Genomic DNA, 17,942 nt, shown 5'->3' on the forward strand with positions numbered 1-17,942 from the left:
GCGGAACACCCTTTAGTCAAATCGCGGAAATGGATCGGTTGAAAGCTTGGTGAGCGCCACGGTTGGCAGCGCATCGGCCTCGACGAGCGCGGCGGCCTTGGCGAGATCGCCTGCCATGTAGCGGTCGGCGCCGAGCGCGGGCACCTGCTCGCGTAGCGCGGCGATAACGGCCGCGAGCGGCGCGCTCGTCGCATGCGGTGAGCGCAGGGTGATGCCTTGAGCTGCGACCAACAGCTCGATACCGAGAATGGCGGCGAGATTATCCGCCATGTCGGAGAGGCGCCGCGCAGCATGCGCGGCCATCGAGACATGGTCTTCCTGGTTGGCGCTGGTCGGCGTCGAGTCGATCGAGCACGCCAGCGCACGCTGCTTGTTCTCGGCATAGAGCGCGGCCGCCGTCACCTCGGCGATCATGAAGCCGGAATTGATGCCGGGATCCGGGGTGAGGAACGGCGGCAGGCCGAAATTCAGCGCGGGATCGACCAGCGTCGCGATGCGGCGCTCGCTGATCGCGCCGATCTCCGACAGCGCCAGCGCGATTGCATCGGCGGCGAAGGCGACCGGCTCGGCGTGGAAATTGCCGCCGGAGACGATCTCGCCGGTCTCGACCAGCACCAGCGGATTGTCGGTGACGGCATTGGCCTCGACGATCAGCGTCCGCGCGGCCTGCATGATCAGGTCGATGGCGGCGCCTGCGACCTGCGGCTGGCAGCGCAGGCAATAAGGATCTTGCACGCGTTCGTCGCCTTCGAGATGCGACAGGCGGATGTCGCTGCCGTCGAGCAGCGCCGTCAGCGTCGCGGCCGCGGCGATCTGGCCGGCATGGCCACGCAGCGCCTGGATTTCGGGACGGAACGGCGCCGTCGAGGCCATCGCAGCATCCACCGACAGCGCGCCGGTCACGAGCGCAGCACGGGTGAGACGAAATGCACGCAGCGCGCCCGATATGGCGTAGGCGGTCGAGAACTGCGTGCCATTGATCAGCGCGAGGCCTTCCTTGGGTCCGAGCGTCAGCGGCGCGAGACCGGCGGCGGCGAGCGCTTCGCTGCCGGATACGATCTTGCCCTCAACGATCGCCTGCCCCTCGCCGATCATCACCGCGGTCATATGTGCGAGCGGCGCGAGATCGCCGGAGGCCCCGACCGAGCCCTGCTGCGGCACCAGCGGATAGACGCCACGTGCCAACATTCCCTGCAGCTGCTCGATCACATCGCGCCGGACACCGGAAGCACCGCGCCCGAGCGAGACGATCTTCATCGCCATCATCAGGCGGGCGATCGGCTCCGGCGTCGCCGGGCCGATGCCGCAACAATGCGAGACGATGAGGTTGCGCTGCAGCAGCGCGGTCTGGTCGGGCGGAATGCGCTTCGAGGCCAGCTTCCCGAAGCCGGTATTGATACCGTAGACGGGCGCATCAGCTTGCGCGGCCTTTGCGACAATCTCCGCAGCCGCCTCCACGCGCGGCCAGAATGACGGATCGAGAACGACAGGGGCGCCTTCGAGCACGCGCACGAGATCGTCGAGGCTCACTGTTCCCGGCTTGACGACGATCGCCGCGCCCTGCTCCGTCACTGTGCCCTCCACACCCGCCGATGCAGCGGATTGAAGCCGATGCGGTAGACGAGCTCGGCGGGCCGCTCGATATCCCAGATCGCGAGATCGCACCATTTTCCGCCTTCCAGCGTGCCGGTCTCGTCCAGCACACCAAGTGCACGCGCGCCTTCACGGGTGACACCCGCAAGGCATTCGACCACATTCATCCGGAACAGTGTCGCACCCATGTTCATCGCGAGCAGCAGCGAGGTCAGCGGCGAGCTGCCGGGATTGCAGTCGGTCGCGAGCGCCATGGGAACGCCGTGCTTGCGGAATGCCTCGACCGGGGGCTTCTGCGTCTCGCGAATGAAGTAGAACGCGCCAGGCAGCAGCACGGCCACCGTTCCGGCCTTCGCCATTGCGGCGGCGCCGGCTTCATCAGTGTGCTCGAGGTGATCGGCCGACAGTGCGGAGTATTTTGCGGCAAGCCCAGCGCCGCCGAGATTCGAGAGCTGATCGGCATGCAGCTTGACAGGCAGGCCAAGCCCTCGCGCGGTCTCGAACACCCGCGCGGTCTGCTCTGCCGAGAACGCGATGCCCTCCATGAAGGCATCGACGGCATCGGCAAGACCGGCCTTGGCGACCGCGGGCAACATCTCCTTGCAGACGAGATCGATGTAGCGATCCTTGTCGCCATCGGCTTCCACCGGCAGCGCATGCGCACCGAGGAAGGAGGTGCGGATCGCGACCGGCCGCTGACGGCCGAGGCTGCGTGCAGCGGAGAGTTGCCGCATCTCGGTTTCAACGTCGAGGCCATAACCGGACTTGATCTCGACCGTAGTGGCGCCCTCGCCGATCAGCGCGTCGAGCCGCGGCAGCGCGCTTGCAACGAGCTCGGCTTCGCTCGCCTTGCGCGTCGCGGCCACCGTCGAGACGATGCCGCCGCCGGCGCGCGCGATCTCCTCATAGCTTGCGCCTTTCAGGCGCAGCTCGAATTCATGCGCGCGGTTGCCGCCATAGACGAGATGGGTATGGCAGTCGACGAGGCCCGGCGTGATCCAGCGCCCCTCGCAATCGATCCGATCAATCGCGTCAGCATCAGCAGGAAAATCCGCCTTCACGCCCGCATAGACGATGCGGCCGCCGCGCGCAGCGATGACACCATGCTCGATCTCGCCGAGATCGGGACGATCGGCCCGCATCGTCGCGAGGCGAGCATTGTGCCAGATCCGGTCGAAGCGCTCTGCCATGCGGGTATCCATTCGCCGTCGGATGCTTGACTTATATGTCTAGACATATAATCGTATGGCGGTTCTGTCCAGCCGGCGTGTCATCATGTCCCGACTGCATTTCGCTTCCGCGCTCCTGCCTTCGGGCTGGGCCAATGACGTGCAGGTGGTCGTCACCGCCGGCGCGATCGCGGCGGTGACGCCGGGTGTGGCGCCGTCCGCCGGCGACGAGCGCCACGCCATCGCACTTCCGGGACTTGCGAGCCTGCACAGCCACGCGTTCCAGCGCGGCATGGCGGGGCTTGCCGAGCTGCGCGGCGATTCCACCGACACGTTCTGGACCTGGCGCGAGACGATGTATCGCTTTGCGCTGGCGATGACGCCGGACGACGTCGCTTCTGTTGCGACGCTGCTTTATGTCGAGATGCTGGAGCAGGGTTTTACCCGCGTCGGCGAATTCCATTATCTGCATCACGACCGCGACGGTTCGCCCTATGCCGATATCGCTGAGATGGCCGCGCGGATCGCGCAGGCTGCCGAGGCCTCCGGTATTGCGCTTACGCTCCTGCCGAGTTTTTATGCGCATGGCTCATTTGGAGGCGCAGCGCCGCATGCCGGCCAGCGCCGCTTCATCTGCTCGGTCGATCAGTTCGCCGAATTGATGGCGGCCTCGCGCAAGGCCATCGCAAACTTGCCGGGCGCCAATATCGGCATCGCGCCGCACAGCTTGCGCGCGGTGGCACCGGACGAGCTGACCGCGATCATTTCCTTCGCCGAAGGCGGGCCGGTGCATATCCACGCCGCCGAGCAAGTGAAGGAAGTCGAGGATTGCCTGGCCTGGTCGGGCCGGCGCCCGGTGCAATGGCTGCTGGAGCGCGCCCCCGTCGATCAGCGCTGGTGTCTCATTCATGCGACACATATGACGACTGAGGAAGTCGCGGCGTTCGCGAAGACCGGCGCGGTCGCCGGCCTTTGCCCGATCACGGAAGCAAGCCTCGGCGACGGCATTTTTTCGGCACGCGAGTTTCTCGAGGCTGGCGGTCTTTTCGGCATCGGCACCGATTCCAACGTGCTGATCGGCGCCGCCGATGAATTGCGTCAGCTCGAATACGGCCAGCGACTGAAGCACCGTCAACGCAACGTCCTTTCCGGCGGCGCAGGCCGCTCGACCGGACGCACGCTGCTCGACAATGCGCTTGCCGGCGGCGCGCGGGCGCTGGCGCAGCCGACTGTCGGCCTCGCGCCCGGCGCACGCGCCGACATCGTCACGCTCGACACCGCGCATCCGTCGCTGGCGGGACGTACGCACGACGCTGTCATCGACGGCTGGATCTTTGCCGCGGGCGGCGCTGCCATCGATTGCGTCTGGGCCGGCGGCAACAGGGTCGTGGAAGGCGGGCGGCATCGGCTGCGCCAGGCGGCACGCGAACGCTTCAACGCCACGGTGCGGAGGCTCGTCGCATGAGCCTCACCGCCGACGCTGCCGACAAGCCGACACTGTACAAGCGCATCCGCGCCGATATCGAGAAGCGCATCCTGACCGGCGAGTGGCCGCCCGGCCACCGCATTCCGTTCGAGCATGAGCTGGTCGCGCGCTACGGCTGTTCGCGCATGACCGTGAACAAGGCGCTGTCGGAGCTCGCACAGGCCGATCTGATCGAGCGGCGGCGGCGCGCCGGCTCGTTCGTGCGCCGACCGCAGCATCAGTCGGCGGTGCTCAAGATCGCCGACATCCGCGCCGAGATCACCGCGCTCGGTCGCGCCTACGGCTACGAGCTGATCGGCCGCAAGCTGCGCGCGGCGACCGCGGCCGACCGCGACCGTCTCGGCGTCAAGAAGGCCGGCAAGGTGGTCGCGATCACCTGCCGGCACAGCGCCGACAAGGTGCCGTTCGCGGTCGAGGACAGGCTGATCGATCTCTCATCCGTGCCGAATGCCGCGACCGCCGATTTTTCGCGCGAGCCGCCCGGCTCCTGGCTGCTTCACCATGTCCCATGGACCGAGGCCGAGCATACGATCAGCGCCATCGTTGCAGACGATCGCACGGCGGAAGCGCTCGACATCGCCGTCGGCGCGCCCTGCCTCGTGATCGACCGCTACACCTGGCGCAGCGCACGCACCATCACCGCGGTGCGCCTGCTCTATCCCGGTGACTCTCACCGCCTTGTCGCCCGATTCAAGGGAGGCTGAGGGGAGAATGTCGGCACAATTCGTGCACTGCTTCGGGCAACGGCCCATGCGGGCCCACAAGGATCAACAGGACGTCAATCCATCGATCGGCAAGAGGACGACAAACATGCGTAGTTCAAAAGTATTTGCGACAATCATTGCCCTTACGACCGCCACTCCGGTGCTCGCCGACGACGTCAAGGTCGGCGTCGGCATCTCCGGATGGACCGGCTTCGCGCCGCTGACGCTGGCGAAGGAAGCCGGCATTTTCAAGAAGAACGGCCTCGACGTCACGATCAAGAAGATCCCGCAGAAGGATCGCCATCTTGCGATCGCCTCCGGCGACATCCAGTGCGCGGCCACCACGGTCGAGACCTGGATCTCCTGGAACGCCAACGGCGTCGCCACCAAGCAGATCTTCCAGCTCGACAAGAGTTTTGGCGCCGACGGCATGGCCGTGCGCAACGACATCGCCGCAATCAAGGATCTCAAGGGCAAGACGGTCGCAGCGTCCGCGCCGGGCACCTCGCCCTATTTCGCGCTGGCCTGGATGCTCAAGAAGAACGGCCTCACCGTGAAGGACGTCACTGTCGTCAACCTTGAGCCGGCTGCGGCTGCGCAGGCCTTCGTCTCCGGCCAGAACGACGCCGCGATGACTTATGAGCCGTATCTGTCGACGGTGCGTGCCGCGCCCGACAAGGGCAAGATCATCGCGACCACGCTGGACTATCCGATGGTCATGGACACCTTCGGCTGCACGCCGAAATTCCTCACCGAGAATCCCAAGGCAGCCAAGGCGCTCGCCGACAGCTATTTCGAGGCGCTCGACATGATCGCCAAGGACCAGGCCAAGGCCTATGAGATCATGGGCGCGGACGTGAAGCAGACCGGCGAGCAGTTCGGCAACTCGGCCAAGTACCTGCGCTGGCAGGACAAGGCCGCGAACCAGAAGTTCTTCGCCGGCGATTTCCTGACCTTCAACAAGGAGGCCGCCGAGCTCCTGCTCGAGGTCGGTATCATCAAGGCTGCGCCGAAGGTCGAGGACCTCTACGACGCGAGCTTCATCAAGTAACCTCTCGCAAGCTGCCGGTTCCGCCGGAAGGCGGAGCCGGCGCATGACTATTCGGATAGACAGTTTGATGCGTCCCCTGGACCCTGTGACATCGAGGCAGCGCGTGGCCTTTGGCCTCGCGTTCTTCGTGCTGTTCGTCGCCCTCTGGTCATGGGCGACCTTCGGCGGCCATGTGTCGAAGACCTTCCTCGCTAACCCGCTGACCATGGTGCAGGAAGGTTATGACCTCTTGGCCAAGCAGGGATTCGTCTACGACATCGGTATGACGATCTGGCGTGTCGTCGGCGGCTTTGTGCTCGCGGCGATCATCGCGGTGCCGCTCGGTGTGCTGATGGGCGCCTACAAGCCGATCGAGGCGTTTCTCGAGCCGTTCGTGTCCTTTGCGCGCTATCTGCCCGCCTCCGCCTTCATCCCGCTGTTGATCCTGTGGGCCGGCATCGGCGAACTGCAGAAGCTGCTCGTGATCTTCATCGGCTCGGTGTTCCAGGTCATCCTGATGGTCGCGGTGACGGTCGGCGCGACGCGGCGCGACCTGGTCGAGGCCGCCTACACATTGGGGGCCCGGGACCGCGGCATCATCCGCCGTGTGCTGCTGCCCTCTTCCGCGCCCGAGATCGCGGAGATCCTGCGGCTGGTGCTGGGCTGGGCCTGGACCTATGTCATCGTCGCCGAGCTGATCGGCTCATCGTCCGGCATCGGCCACATGATCACTGACAGCCAGGCCCTGCTCAACACCGGCCAGATCATCTTCGGCATCATCGTGATCGGACTGATCGGGCTCGTCTCCGACTTCCTGTTCAAGGCGTTCAACGCCTGGCTGTTCCCGTGGAGGCTCGCATGACGATCCTCAAGGTCGAACAGGTCTCGCGAACCTTCCCTGCACGCCACGGCAACGCGCCGACGCGGGCGCTGGAGCCCACCGACCTCACCATCGGCAACAACGACTTCGTCACCATCCTCGGCCCGTCCGGCTGCGGCAAGTCCACGCTGCTGCGCATCGTTGCGGGCCTGGATCGCCCGACCAGCGGACGCGTCACGCTCGACGGGCGCGAAGTGACCGGCCCGGGCGCCGATCGCGGCATGGTGTTCCAGTCCTACACGTTGTTTCCATGGCTCACCGTGCGAGAGAACATCGCCTTTGGCCTGCGCGAGCGCGGCGTGGCCGAGGCGGAGCGAAACAAGATCGCGGATGCCTTCATCCGCCAAGTCGGGTTGTCCGGCTTCGAGAACCATTGGCCCAAACAGCTCTCCGGCGGCATGCAGCAGCGCACCGCGATCGCCCGCGCGCTCGCCAATGATCCAAAAATCCTTTTGCTCGACGAGCCCTTCGGCGCGCTGGACAACCAGACCCGCGCCCTGATGCAGGAAATGCTGCTCGGGATCTGGGAGCGTGACCAGAAGACAGTGCTGTTCGTGACCCACGACATCGAGGAGGCTATCTTCCTCGGCAGCCGCGTCATTGTCATGAGCGCCCGCCCCGGCCGCATCAAGGCCGAGATTACCGTGGACCTGCCGCATCCACGCTCGTACAAGATCAAGACCACGCCCGAATTCGTCCAGCTGAAGGAGCGGCTGGTCGAGGAAATCCGCACCGAGGCGCTGAAGGTTGCCGAACATGCCTGACACCCAGTCCCACGCCAATGGCGAGCGTGTCCTCGCCGACCTCAATGCACTGCGCGCCATCGGCGCCTACAAGACCGGCGTGCACAAGCCGACCTTTTCCGAGCCGCATAGGCAATCGCTGGACTGGCTGGTGCGGAAGCTGCCCGACGCGGGCCTCTCGGCCGCGATCGACGGCATCGGCAATGTGTTCGGAACGAGCACGAAGCCCGGGCGGAAGCTGCTGGCGGGCTCGCATCTGGAGAGCCAGAACTATGCCGGCTGGCTCGATGGCCCGCTTGGCGTCATCTATGCGCTCGAAGCCGCCCGCGTGCTCAATGCCGATCCCTCCGTGAAGGGCGCCGTCGAAGTCGCCGCCTGGTGCGACGAAGAGGGGCATTTCGGCAGCTTCCTCGGCTCGCGCTCCTATGTCGGGCAGGTGACCGAGGCCGAGATCGACGCCGCGCGCGATCGCACCGGCGGCCGCGCCATGCGCGATGCCCTCGCCGAGATGGGTCTCTCGGGACGCGCACGTGTCGCGGTCGAACCTGGACGGCACATCGGATATCTGGAAGCCCATATCGAGCAGGGCGACACGCTCGAAAGCGGCAAGCTCGCGATCGGCGTCGTGACGTCCATCGTCGGCATCTGGCAATACCGGATCAATTTCACCGGCGAGCAGAACCACGCCGGCACCACGCGGATGGCGGTGCGCAAGGACGCCGGTCTCGCGCTGGCAAAATTCTGCGTTGCTATCGATGAACGTTTTCCGGCCGCGTGCGGTCCGCGCACGGTCTGGACCACCGGCCGCATCACGCTCGAGCCGGGCGCGCCGAGCATCATTCCGGGCGGTGCCGAGATGTTATTCCAGATCCGCGATGACAATCCCGCCGTCATCGCACGGCTGGAAGAGTTGCTGCGGACCATGGCGAACGAGGCCAGCGCGAAGGGCCCCTGCTCCGTCACCGTGGAGAAGATTCGCACCGGCGCGCCCGCGATGATGAACGCGAGCTTTCAGGATGCGATCGAGGCGGCGAGCAAGGCTCTTGCCGACGGACGCTCCATCCGCATGCCCAGCGGCGCCGGCCACGATGCGCAGATGCTCTCGACCGTGATGCCGGCCGGCATGCTGTTCGTGCCGTCGATCGGCGGCATCAGCCATCACTGGACCGAGAATACCGCCGATGCCGATATCGTCACCGGCGCGCAGGTCTTCGTCGATGCCTGCCGGCGCATCCTCAGCGGCTAGGCGGCTGATGCCGGCATCATGACCGCGGGCGAACCTTATACCGAGGCGACAACCGGTTATTGGCAGGAATTGACGCCGGACATTCCCGCGCGCTTCTCGGCGACGGCACCCTATCGCTTCGGCTATCCTGTCACCCTGCCCTGCGGCGGCATCCTGGTCCTGCCGCTGCGGCAGTTGCCCGATGGCGTTCACGCGGTCGCCTCGCTGATCGCCAACCAGGCCTCGCACCTCGTTGTCGCAGCGCTCGCCGACCACATGGCGACACCGGCGCGCGCATTCGAGGCTGAGATCATTGTCGGATTACCGACCCTCGGCCTTGCCTTTGCGTCGCTGGTCGCCGAACGGCTCGGACACCCGCGCTATGTCCCGCTCGGCTATTCGCGCAAGTTCTGGTACGACGACGCGCTGTTCGAGCCCGTCACTTCGATCACCAGTCCCGAGGCCGGCAAGAAGTTGCGGCTGGATCCGAATCTGCTGCCCCTGCTCGAGGGACGCCGGGTGGTGCTGGTCGATGATGCGATCTCGACCGGAACGACCGCGATCGCCGCCGCGCGCCTGCTGCAGAGGATCGGCGCCGAGATTGCCGGCATGGTCGTCGCGATGAAGCAAACCAACCGCTGGCAGGCCTCGACCGCTGCGCTTCCGGTTCGCGCCGTCTACGGCTGCCCGCTCTTCCAGCGTAGCGAGGCCGGCTGGATGCCGCTGACCGAAACGCAGCCCGCCATTCCCTGACTGGCCAGGCGCCGATCGCAACGCTCTCGGACGCTGCGAGGTAGCGTCTTGAGCAGGATTGGGCAAATCCTGACCGCTTTGGGTAAGACGCCGGTTCGCACAACACCTAGCCTGCCCGCCCTACGCGAGAAGGCTCACATGTCCGACGTCCCCGCCGCAACGCCCGCCTCCATCGTCGAAGCCCTGAAAGCCGTTGCCGGCAATCCGCCGAAGGTCCGCGCCAGCTTCGCCAAGGGCTGGTGCGTTCGCGGCACCTACACGCCGTCGGACCGGGCGGGCAAGGTCACGCGATCGCAAAGCTTCACGAGGCCATCGCGCGTACTGGCACGCTTCTCGGTCGGCGGCGGTAACCCTGACGTCGCCGACACCAACAATCTGGTGCTGCGCGGCTTCAGCTTCAAGCTCGGCGACGACGATCATCGCTCGGATATCCTCGTGGAGAGCGCGCCCGTGCATTTTGCGCGAACGCTCGACCAGATGCTGGCCTTCCTCGAGGCGCGCATGCCGGGGCACGACGGCAAGCCGGATATGGCGAAGTTGAAGGCCTTCTCGGCGGCCAACCCCGAGACGCTCAACCAGGCGAACTACATCGCCGCGCGCCTGCTGCCTGGAAGCCTTGCCGGCACGACCTATTGGGGCGTGCATTCCTTTCCCGCGACCAACGCGGAGAACGAGACGCGCTTCATCAAGTTCAAGGTCGCCCCGGCCCGCGGCGAGATCACGCTGAGCGCGGACGAAGCCAGGACCAAGCCGGCCGATTTCCTGCGCGACGAGCTAGGCAGCCGGATCGCTACGGGCCATGTCCGCTTCAACGTGATGGCGCTGCTCGACCGCCCGGGCGATCCCACCATGGACGTCACCATGCGCTGGCCGGATGAGGATGATCGCGAGGAGGTGCGGCTCGGCACGATCGTGATCACGGGCTTCGAGCCGGACTCCGCCTGTGACGCCTCCATCTTCAATCCGGCCAACCTTGCCGACGGCATCGGGTATCCACCGGACGAGATCTTTGCGGCGCGGTGCGCCGCCTACACTATCTCACTCGCTAAACGGCGCTGAGCGCTCGCGCGCTTCACGTCTCGCCGCTGGAGTCGCCAAGCGCCTCGCGGCGCCACGCTGCGGGGCTGACGCCAGCGATCGAGGAGAACACGCGCGTGAAGTGGCTCTGGTTGGCAAACCCGGCCGAGATCGCGATCTCCGACAATGGCAGGTCGCGGACACCCATCAACTGCTTGGCCGCCTTGACACGCTGCTGCAGCAGCCATTGGTGCGGCGGCATGCCGACGGAGATTCGAAATGCGCGCGAGAAATGGCTGACCGACAGGTCGAGCTCGGCCGCGATCTTCTCCAGCGAAAGCTTGCCGCTGAGGTCCGATTCGAGCCGCTCGCAGGCGCGCTTCGCCTGCCATGGAGCGAGCCCCCCGCGTGCCACTCCGGACGTGCGCTGAAGTCCACCATAGGACTGGGCGACATGGGCGGTGAGCCCGAGCATCATATGGTCGATGAAGAGCTGATTGGCCTCGTCCGGCCTGCGCAGCCCTTCCTGCAGCGATGCGCCGATGTGGCGGACGATTGCATCGTCATGGCCAACGCCGACCTGACAGTCGAGTTCGTCTACCCGCGGCGCACCGCACTGCCGGGCGATGCCGTCGAGCGCCGAGCGTGGAATGTAGAAGAACAGCGAGTGGAACGGCTTGTCGATCACGTAGCGCGGATCGCGCTTGAGGTCATAGAGATAGGTCGTACCGGCGCGGACGTCAGCCCTCATGACGGATTTGCCGCGCTCCCAGAGCTCGCAATCCGGGTAATCGTGCAGCTTCAGGCTGACCAGGAAGGCGTCCTCCGCGGCCAGCGAGCCGGACAGGCCGCGCTCCGGATGGTCATTCCGGGTCTCGGTGACCGCCAGCTCGGCGCTGCGCAGCGAGCGCGCCACCAGCGCGGGCGGCGCGTCCTTCAAACGCAGGAACTGCCCAAGCCTCTGCCCGTAGGCGCCTGCCTGTGTCATCGGCTTGTCCTTCTGTGGAAGCTCAAGTGCAGGCCACAGTATCCCGCAAATTGCAAGGCACATCATCCGACATCCGCAAATGGTTGTCCACGCACGCTCGCGCGAGGCCATCCGGCATTTTCACAAATGCACGACAAATGCCGCAAGTTCCCATGCCAGCCTCGCGGCGCTAGAACGAAGTGCCACCTCCGAATCTGAACTCCTGGACCATGTCGTATTTGCCCTTCGTGATCGGCACGGCGTAGTCGAAGCGCAGTGGCCCGAACGGTGAGGCCCAGATCAGGCCGACACCGACCGACGAACGCACCACGTTGCCGTCGTCATATTGCAGCCCGCAGGTCGGACAGGCCTTTGTGTTGACCTCGCCGGTGGCCGTCCACGATGTCGGCCCCTGATAGCCCCAGAGCGAGCCGGCGTCGGCGTAAACCGCGCCCTTCAGGCCGACCTCCTTCGGCAGGAACCAGAACGGCATCTGCAGTTCCACGGACGCGCCCCAGTATTTGGTGCCGCCGAGCGCATCGCCGCTGGCGCCGTAATTGTAGTAGGTGATGTCGCGCGGACCGATGCCGTTGGAGGCGAAGCCGCGCACGAGGTTCGGACCCATCTGGAAGTGATCCAGCATGCGCAGATCGTTGTTGCCGATCTTGTTGAGGATGCCGCCCTGCAGGTGGATCACGTTGACGATCTCGGACACCAGCGGCGTGTAGTACTTGGTATCCACCGCAGTCTTGAGATAGGTGACGTCGCCGCCGACGCCGGCAAAATCCTGGCGGAAATCGACCAGCAAGCCGTCCGTGGGATTCTTGGTGTTGTCGAGCGTGTTGTAGTTGAGCGTATAGCCGAGCGCCGACGTCCAGGTCGCGCCGTTCGCCAGCTCTTTCCGGACCGGCAGGCTCGACTCGCCGTCGCCATAGCAGCCATAGCCATAGACGCCGGAATCCGTCGCATTGGTCGGATCCACGCCGCCCAGGACATTCTTGATGTAGGCCGGCGTCGGGTTGTAGGCCAGCGACGTATTCGACGCGTTGTTGTTGCAGTTATTGTACGCGCTGGCGAGCGTGATGCTCTGCTGATAGAGCGAGTAGCGGAGCTGGAGCGAGAGATCCTCGCGCAGCGCGAAGCCCAGGCGCGGCGAGAAGCCCAGCGTCGTCACGCCGTAGCTCGTATAGCTGTTCGACTTCTGCTGCTTCCAATAAGTGTCGAACCCGAGCGCCAGCCGGTAGTCGAGCAGATACGGCTCGACGAACGACAGCGAGATGCCGCGCGAGTACTGGCCGTAGCTGACGGACGCCTTGGCGTAGAGGCCCTTGCCGAGCAGGTTGCGCTCGGAGACCGAGACCTCTGCCAGCGCACCGTCGGTCGTCGAATAGCCGCCGGAGATCGAGAAGTCGCCGGTCGACTTCTCCTCCATGTCGACGACCAGGATGACGCGGTCGCTGGAGGAGCCCGGCTCGGTGACGATCTTGACGCTCTTGAAATAGTCGAGGTTCTTCAGCCGACGCTCGGCACGGTCGACCAGCGCGCGGTTGTAGGCATCTCCTTCCGAGATGTCGAACTCACGGCGGATGACGTAGTCGCGTGTGCGGGTGTTGCCGCGCAGATTGATGCGCTCGATATAGGTGCGCGGGCCCTCGTCGACATTGAACACGACGGACACGGTGTGCGCCTCGAAGTTGCGGTCGCCGCTCGGCCGCACCACGGCGAAGGCGTATCCGCGGCGCGAGGCCTCGATCTGCATCTCCTCGGTCGATTTCTCGACCGATTCCACGTTGTAGAGCGAACCAACACCGACGCGCGAATAGGAGCGCATCGAGCTCGCGTCGAAATTGGCGATGCTGGAGCGGACATCGACGGAGCCTACGCGATACTGCTGACCTTCCTCGATCTTGAAGGTGACGTTGAAGCCCTTCTTGTCCGGATCGTATTCGGTGAGTGCCGCCACGACCTGGGCGTCGGCGAAGCCGTTCTTGAGGTAGAAGCGGCGGATGAGGTCGCGATCGGCTTCGATGCGGTCGGGATCGTAGATGTCGTTGTTGCCGAGGAAGCTGAGCAGATTGCTCTCATGCGTCTTGATCACGTCGCGCAGGCGCGCGGCCGAATAGGCGCTGTTGCCGACGAACTCGACCGACTTCACGCCGGTCTTGACGCCTTCCACGATCGTGAAGATGAGATCGACGCGGCTGCTCGGCTGCTCGATGATCTCGGGCGTGACGCGCACGTCGTAGCGGCCGGAGCGGCGGTAGATCTCGGCGATCCGCAGCGTGTCGGACTGCACCAATGCCCGCGAGAAGGTTCCGCGCGCCTTGGACTGGATTTCCGCCGTGAGCTGCTCGTCCTTGATCTTCTTGTTGCCCTCGAAGGCGATGCGCCCGATCACGGCATTTTCCACCACCGACACGACGATACGCCCGCCGGCCTGGTTGATCTTCACGTCCTGGAACAGGCCTGTCGCGATCAACGCCTTGAGACCGTCATCGATCGCCGGTTGATCGAGACGCCCGCCAGGGCCGGGCCTGAAGTAGGAGCGCACGGTCTCGGCCTCGACGCGGCGATTGCCTTCGACGACGATCGTCTCCACCGCCTGTGCGGCCGCCGGCTGCGGCAACAGCGCGACAGGAACTGAACTCGCAATCGATACACCGCACATCACCACCGCGATCAGCCAGGGCCGCAAAAACGACATTCCACACCTCAAGAGCACCTAGCCTGCTCTGAAACGAGACGGCTGTGGCCGCGGTGTGGCTTTGTGATTTCTGCATTGTTTCCGCTCGTTCAATTTGATTGGCCGATCGGCACGCAAGCGTCGGAGCCATGACGATCGCGCGGGCCTGCGGCGGTGACTGAACGGCATTGAGCCGGCTGCGCACACGGCTTGCCCATGCAGGCCTTCAGCAACATCGCGCAACGCCCGGATTCTTTACAGAGGCTTAAGCCGGTGCGAGAGGCGACGACGTCAGGAACTCGCATGGGTATTCGTCGATGAACGCGCTTGTCATGACCAGAACGGTGCTGGTCGCCCTCCTCGCCTCGACCTTGGCCGCTCATGCCGCAGCGACCGGCAAGCGTGATCGACGACAGACGACACAAAATGCCGTCTATGAGTACGGTCTGCGCGGCCCCAACCATTCCTATCAGTCCGGTCCGCACACGCGCATCTATGTCAGCAAGCGCTCCTGGCTCGATGGAGGCACGGAGGTGCTTCCCGGCGATCGCAAGTTCAGCGACTATGCCTTGCCGCCCGGCATCTCGTTTGCGCGCGAGAACAACAACCGGCCGCTCGATCGCCAACCACTCAGCCCCGACTCGGATCTGGGCGGCTTCACGCAGAGAATCCCGATCTCGTGGTGACCGGCTTGCGGGACTCCCGGCTGTCGTCTCGATAAGTGAGACGACAGTCAATGCGCTGCTTCCGGCAATATCCCGTCGATCGCACGCTAGCAATCGCGCGCGAGCGGAGATGACGTCTGCGTGCGCGCATCTGCCGCACGCGATTTCATGTTCTCCACATTCGTCTTGAACCATTCCAAATTCGCTCATCGCACGTTCAAGCAATTCTATTTTGCGCGTGTGGAATTCCGATCGCGTCACCCATAGAAGTCCGCATCGCTCGACGCTCATCAGCACACAGCTGCGCGCGTTCGCGTGAATCAGTTCGGCGAAATTGGGGATCATCACTGGTGGGCGTTGCTTTGTCGGAGAGGAAACATCGTTGGTTTGGAAGCGCAGCAGCGATCAACGCCACGATGTTCGGTTCGGTCGTATTCGTATCTGTTGAAGTCCTGGCCTCCCAGGCGCAGGCCCAGAGCAGCAACCTGCCACCGGTCACCGTCGAAGCGCCGAGAGCGCCGAAGACGCGCAGCAGCAGCACCGCGTCCAATCAGCGCACGCGGTCTCAGCGCGCGACCACTGCGACTCGTCGGGGCAATTTGGCAGCCGATCAGAATCGCGCGCCGCAGGCATCTGGAGGCGCGTCCAGTGCAACGACCGGCTACGTCGCGACCAGCGGCACTGCCGGCACCAAGACCAACACGCCATTGATCGAGACGCCGCAATCGCTCTCCATCGTGACGAAGAAGGAGCTCGAGGATCGCAACGTCCAGACGCTCAAGGACGCCGTCAACTACACGCCCGGCATCACGACCACGGCATTCGGTTACGATCCACGCTTCGACGCCTTTTCCATCCGCGGCTTCGACGTGACCTATACCGGCATCTATCGCGATGGCCTGCGGCAGGGCGGCGGCAATTTCGCCATTCCCAAGATCGAGCCCTATGGACTCGAGAGCGTCTCGATCCTCCGCGGGCCAGCCTCCGGCCTCTATGGCCTCGGCTCCCCCGGCGGCATCGTCGACGTCACGACGAAGCGGCCGCCGCAGACCGCATTCGGCGAGGTGCAATTGCAGGCCGGCAATTACGATCGCTACCAGGGCGCCTTCGACGTCGGCGGTCCGGTCCCCGGCAGCGACCAATTGTATTACCGGCTGACGGGCTTGCTGCGCGACGCAAAAACCTGGTTTCCCGGCAATGACGACGACCGTGCCTATATCGCCCCTGCCCTGACCTGGAAACCGAACCTCGATACGACCTTCACGATCCTCGGCGAGTATCAGACCAGCCGTACAGCCGCGAGCATCGGTAACGCTCGCACGGTCGATGGCAAGCTGACCAACATCTACTCGAACGATCCGGCGTTCAGCGCCATGGACCAGAAGCAGTTCCGCGTCGGTTATGCGTTCGAGCACAACGTCAATGACACCTGGACCGTCCGGCAGAATTTCCGGTTCTATCAGGTCAACACCGACGCGAAGTATACCCAGATCGATAGTCTCGACTTCGCGACCCAGACCGCCACGCGTTCGGCCTGGCGAATCCTCGATAATTTCAAGACCGCCACCCTCGACAACCAGGCCGAAGCCAAGTTCATGCTCGGCGCGGTCAAGAACACCGTGCTGTTCGGCGTCGACTACAGCAACTCCCGTTACGACGACAAGATCGGGTACGGGCCGGCGCCCGATCTCAATCTTGCGACCATGAACTACGGCACGCAGGCGATCGCCACGCCGGCATTCTCGATCTTCACCAAGCAGTCGACCAACGAGATCGGAGTCTACGCACAGGAGCAGGCCCGGCTCGGCGGATTCATCCTGACGCTCAACGGCCGTCAGAGCTGGGTCTCGCAGAGCACGACCACGACGCTGAATGGGACGCCGGACACCTCGAAGCCTTCGGCCTTCACCGGCCGCGCAGGCCTGAGCTATGTTTTCGACAACGGCGTTGCGCCCTATGTCAGCTACGCCACCTCGTTCAGCCCGCAAACCGGCGTCGACGTGACGGGGGCCACATTCAAGCCGACCACCGGCGAGCAGACCGAGGCGGGCATCAAGTATCAAATGCCGAATGTTCCGCTGCTGCTGACTGCCGCCGTGTTCGACATCAAGCAGGACAATGTTCTGCGCACCAACCCCGACGCCATCACGTTCCAGGCGGCCACCGGACAGATCGAGTCCAAGGGCGTTGAGCTCGAGGCCAAGCTGGCGCTCACACCGGGCTTCGACCTCACCGCGGCCTACACCCACCTCAACGTCGTGATCACGCGCGGCAATACCGATACGACCGGCAACGAGTATTCCGGCATCCCGAGAGACTCGTTCGCGGCGTTCGGCAAGTACACGTTCCAGTCCGGCACTCCGGTGGAAGGGCTGGGGCTGGGCCTCGGCGCGCGCTATATCGGCGCGAACTTCGGCAACGACCAGAACACGTTCGAGAACGCGGCTATGACGTTGTTCGACGCCGTGGTCGACTACGATCTCGGCAAGCTCGACCGGAGTTTTCGCGGCGCCTATATGCGCGTGAACGCCACCAACCTGTTCGACAAGAAGTATGACACCTGCCAGTCCGGCTATTGCTATGCCGGCGCACGGCGTCAGGTGATCGGGACGTTGAGTTATCGGTGGTAGGCACAGTCGCGGGTCGAGGCGCTCATTGCTCAGTCTCGTCATCTTAGCTTTCAAATCCGTCATCCCCGCGCAACGGCGAAACCGTTGTCGCTGGAGGTGCAAAGCGCGCGAAGCAAGGCATCGCGAGCGGAGCCTCGAAGGATGTACGGCCGCGATGCAGCCGGGCCGTCGCCCTTCGAGGGCCGCTGAAGAAGCGGCCGCCTCAGGGTGACAGAGAAAGATAAGCACTCGCGGCTTCCACATCGTCATTGCGAGCGTAGCGAACCAATCCAGACTGCCGCCGCGGATAGATTCTGGATTGCTTCGCTTCGCTCGCAATGACGGAGTGTGTGGCGGCACCGCAATTCTCTGAACCGCTCTCGTAGGATGGGTAGAGCGAAGCGAAACCCATCACGCA

15 protein-coding genes are annotated in these 17,942 nt (G+C 64.6%); 10 read left to right on the plus strand and 5 right to left on the minus strand.

Going from position 1 to position 17,942, the window contains the following annotated elements:
• Positions 1 to 12: 12 nt before the first annotated feature.
• Positions 13 to 1,572: a histidine ammonia-lyase gene (gene hutH / locus JQ635_RS11600; protein ID WP_211409993.1), complete on the minus strand. Its 1,560-nt coding sequence runs from the start codon at positions 1,570 to 1,572 to the stop codon at positions 13 to 15.
• Positions 1,569 to 2,783, minus strand: coding sequence for an imidazolonepropionase (gene hutI / locus JQ635_RS11605; RefSeq protein ID WP_211409994.1), 1,215 nt, complete (start codon positions 2,781 to 2,783; stop codon positions 1,569 to 1,571). The genes hutH and hutI overlap by 4 nt, the downstream gene beginning before the upstream one ends.
• 85 nt (positions 2,784 to 2,868) lie before the next feature.
• On the opposite strand from hutI, the gene JQ635_RS11610 reads away from it, so the two are divergent.
• The 8 genes from JQ635_RS11610 (at position 2,869) to JQ635_RS11645 (ending at position 10,642) form a co-directional block, all read left to right on the plus strand.
• Entirely contained in the window at positions 2,869 to 4,227 is a 1,359-nt protein-coding gene (locus tag JQ635_RS11610) for a formimidoylglutamate deiminase (protein WP_211409995.1), read from the plus strand.
• Positions 4,224 to 4,952: a histidine utilization repressor gene (gene hutC, locus JQ635_RS11615; RefSeq protein ID WP_211409996.1), complete on the plus strand. Its 729-nt coding sequence runs from the start codon at positions 4,224 to 4,226 to the stop codon at positions 4,950 to 4,952. The genes JQ635_RS11610 and hutC overlap by 4 nt, the downstream gene beginning before the upstream one ends.
• 106 nt (positions 4,953 to 5,058) lie before the next feature.
• Positions 5,059 to 6,003: an ABC transporter substrate-binding protein gene (locus JQ635_RS11620; protein ID WP_211409997.1), complete on the plus strand. Its 945-nt coding sequence runs from the start codon at positions 5,059 to 5,061 to the stop codon at positions 6,001 to 6,003.
• A 67-nt stretch (positions 6,004 to 6,070) separates the two neighbouring features.
• The gene (locus JQ635_RS11625) at positions 6,071 to 6,844 is read left to right on the plus strand and encodes an ABC transporter permease (protein WP_211410219.1); all 774 of its coding nucleotides are present in this window, start codon (positions 6,071 to 6,073) and stop codon (positions 6,842 to 6,844) included.
• Positions 6,841 to 7,626 carry an ABC transporter ATP-binding protein gene (locus JQ635_RS11630; RefSeq protein ID WP_211409998.1) on the plus strand — a complete coding sequence of 262 codons (786 nt, stop codon included), beginning with the start codon at positions 6,841 to 6,843 and terminating at the stop codon, positions 7,624 to 7,626. Before JQ635_RS11625 ends, JQ635_RS11630 begins: the two co-directional genes overlap by 4 nt.
• Complete coding sequence (locus JQ635_RS11635; RefSeq protein ID WP_211409999.1) at positions 7,619 to 8,851, plus strand: Zn-dependent hydrolase; 1,233 nt, start codon at positions 7,619 to 7,621, stop codon at positions 8,849 to 8,851. Before JQ635_RS11630 ends, JQ635_RS11635 begins: the two co-directional genes overlap by 8 nt.
• 18 nt (positions 8,852 to 8,869) lie before the next feature.
• Entirely contained in the window at positions 8,870 to 9,583 is a 714-nt protein-coding gene (locus JQ635_RS11640; protein WP_211410000.1) for a phosphoribosyltransferase, read from the plus strand.
• A gap of 138 nt (positions 9,584 to 9,721) precedes the next feature.
• Positions 9,722 to 10,642, plus strand: coding sequence for a catalase family peroxidase (locus JQ635_RS11645; protein WP_211410001.1), 921 nt, complete (start codon positions 9,722 to 9,724; stop codon positions 10,640 to 10,642).
• Positions 10,643 to 10,655: 13 nt separating this feature from the next.
• Here JQ635_RS11645 and JQ635_RS11650 read toward each other — a convergent pair whose 3' ends face one another.
• The gene (locus tag JQ635_RS11650; protein ID WP_211410002.1) at positions 10,656 to 11,588 is read right to left on the minus strand and encodes a helix-turn-helix domain-containing protein; all 933 of its coding nucleotides are present in this window, start codon (positions 11,586 to 11,588) and stop codon (positions 10,656 to 10,658) included.
• A gap of 169 nt (positions 11,589 to 11,757) precedes the next feature.
• Entirely contained in the window at positions 11,758 to 14,271 is a 2,514-nt protein-coding gene (gene bamA, locus JQ635_RS11655) for an outer membrane protein assembly factor BamA (protein ID WP_211410003.1), read from the minus strand.
• A 296-nt stretch (positions 14,272 to 14,567) separates the two neighbouring features.
• Here bamA and JQ635_RS11660 point away from each other — a divergent pair, with 296 nt between their 5' ends.
• Positions 14,568 to 14,936 (plus strand): hypothetical protein, encoded by a 369-nt coding sequence (locus JQ635_RS11660; protein WP_211410004.1) that lies wholly within the window; start codon positions 14,568 to 14,570, stop codon positions 14,934 to 14,936.
• Positions 14,937 to 15,132: 196 nt separating this feature from the next.
• Here the strand turns inward: JQ635_RS11660 and JQ635_RS38950 are convergent, their stop codons facing one another.
• Entirely contained in the window at positions 15,133 to 15,465 is a 333-nt protein-coding gene (locus JQ635_RS38950) for a hypothetical protein (protein ID WP_246583456.1), read from the minus strand.
• 49 nt (positions 15,466 to 15,514) lie between these two features.
• On the opposite strand from JQ635_RS38950, the gene JQ635_RS11665 reads away from it, so the two are divergent.
• A complete protein-coding gene (locus JQ635_RS11665) occupies positions 15,515 to 17,545 on the plus strand; it encodes a TonB-dependent siderophore receptor (RefSeq protein ID WP_246583457.1) in 2,031 nt (676 codons plus the stop codon).
• Positions 17,546 to 17,942 lie beyond the last annotated feature (397 nt).

The organism is Bradyrhizobium iriomotense, assembly GCF_018130765.1.
In the GTDB taxonomy this organism is placed as follows: Bacteria; Pseudomonadota; Alphaproteobacteria; order Rhizobiales; family Xanthobacteraceae; genus Bradyrhizobium; species Bradyrhizobium iriomotense_A.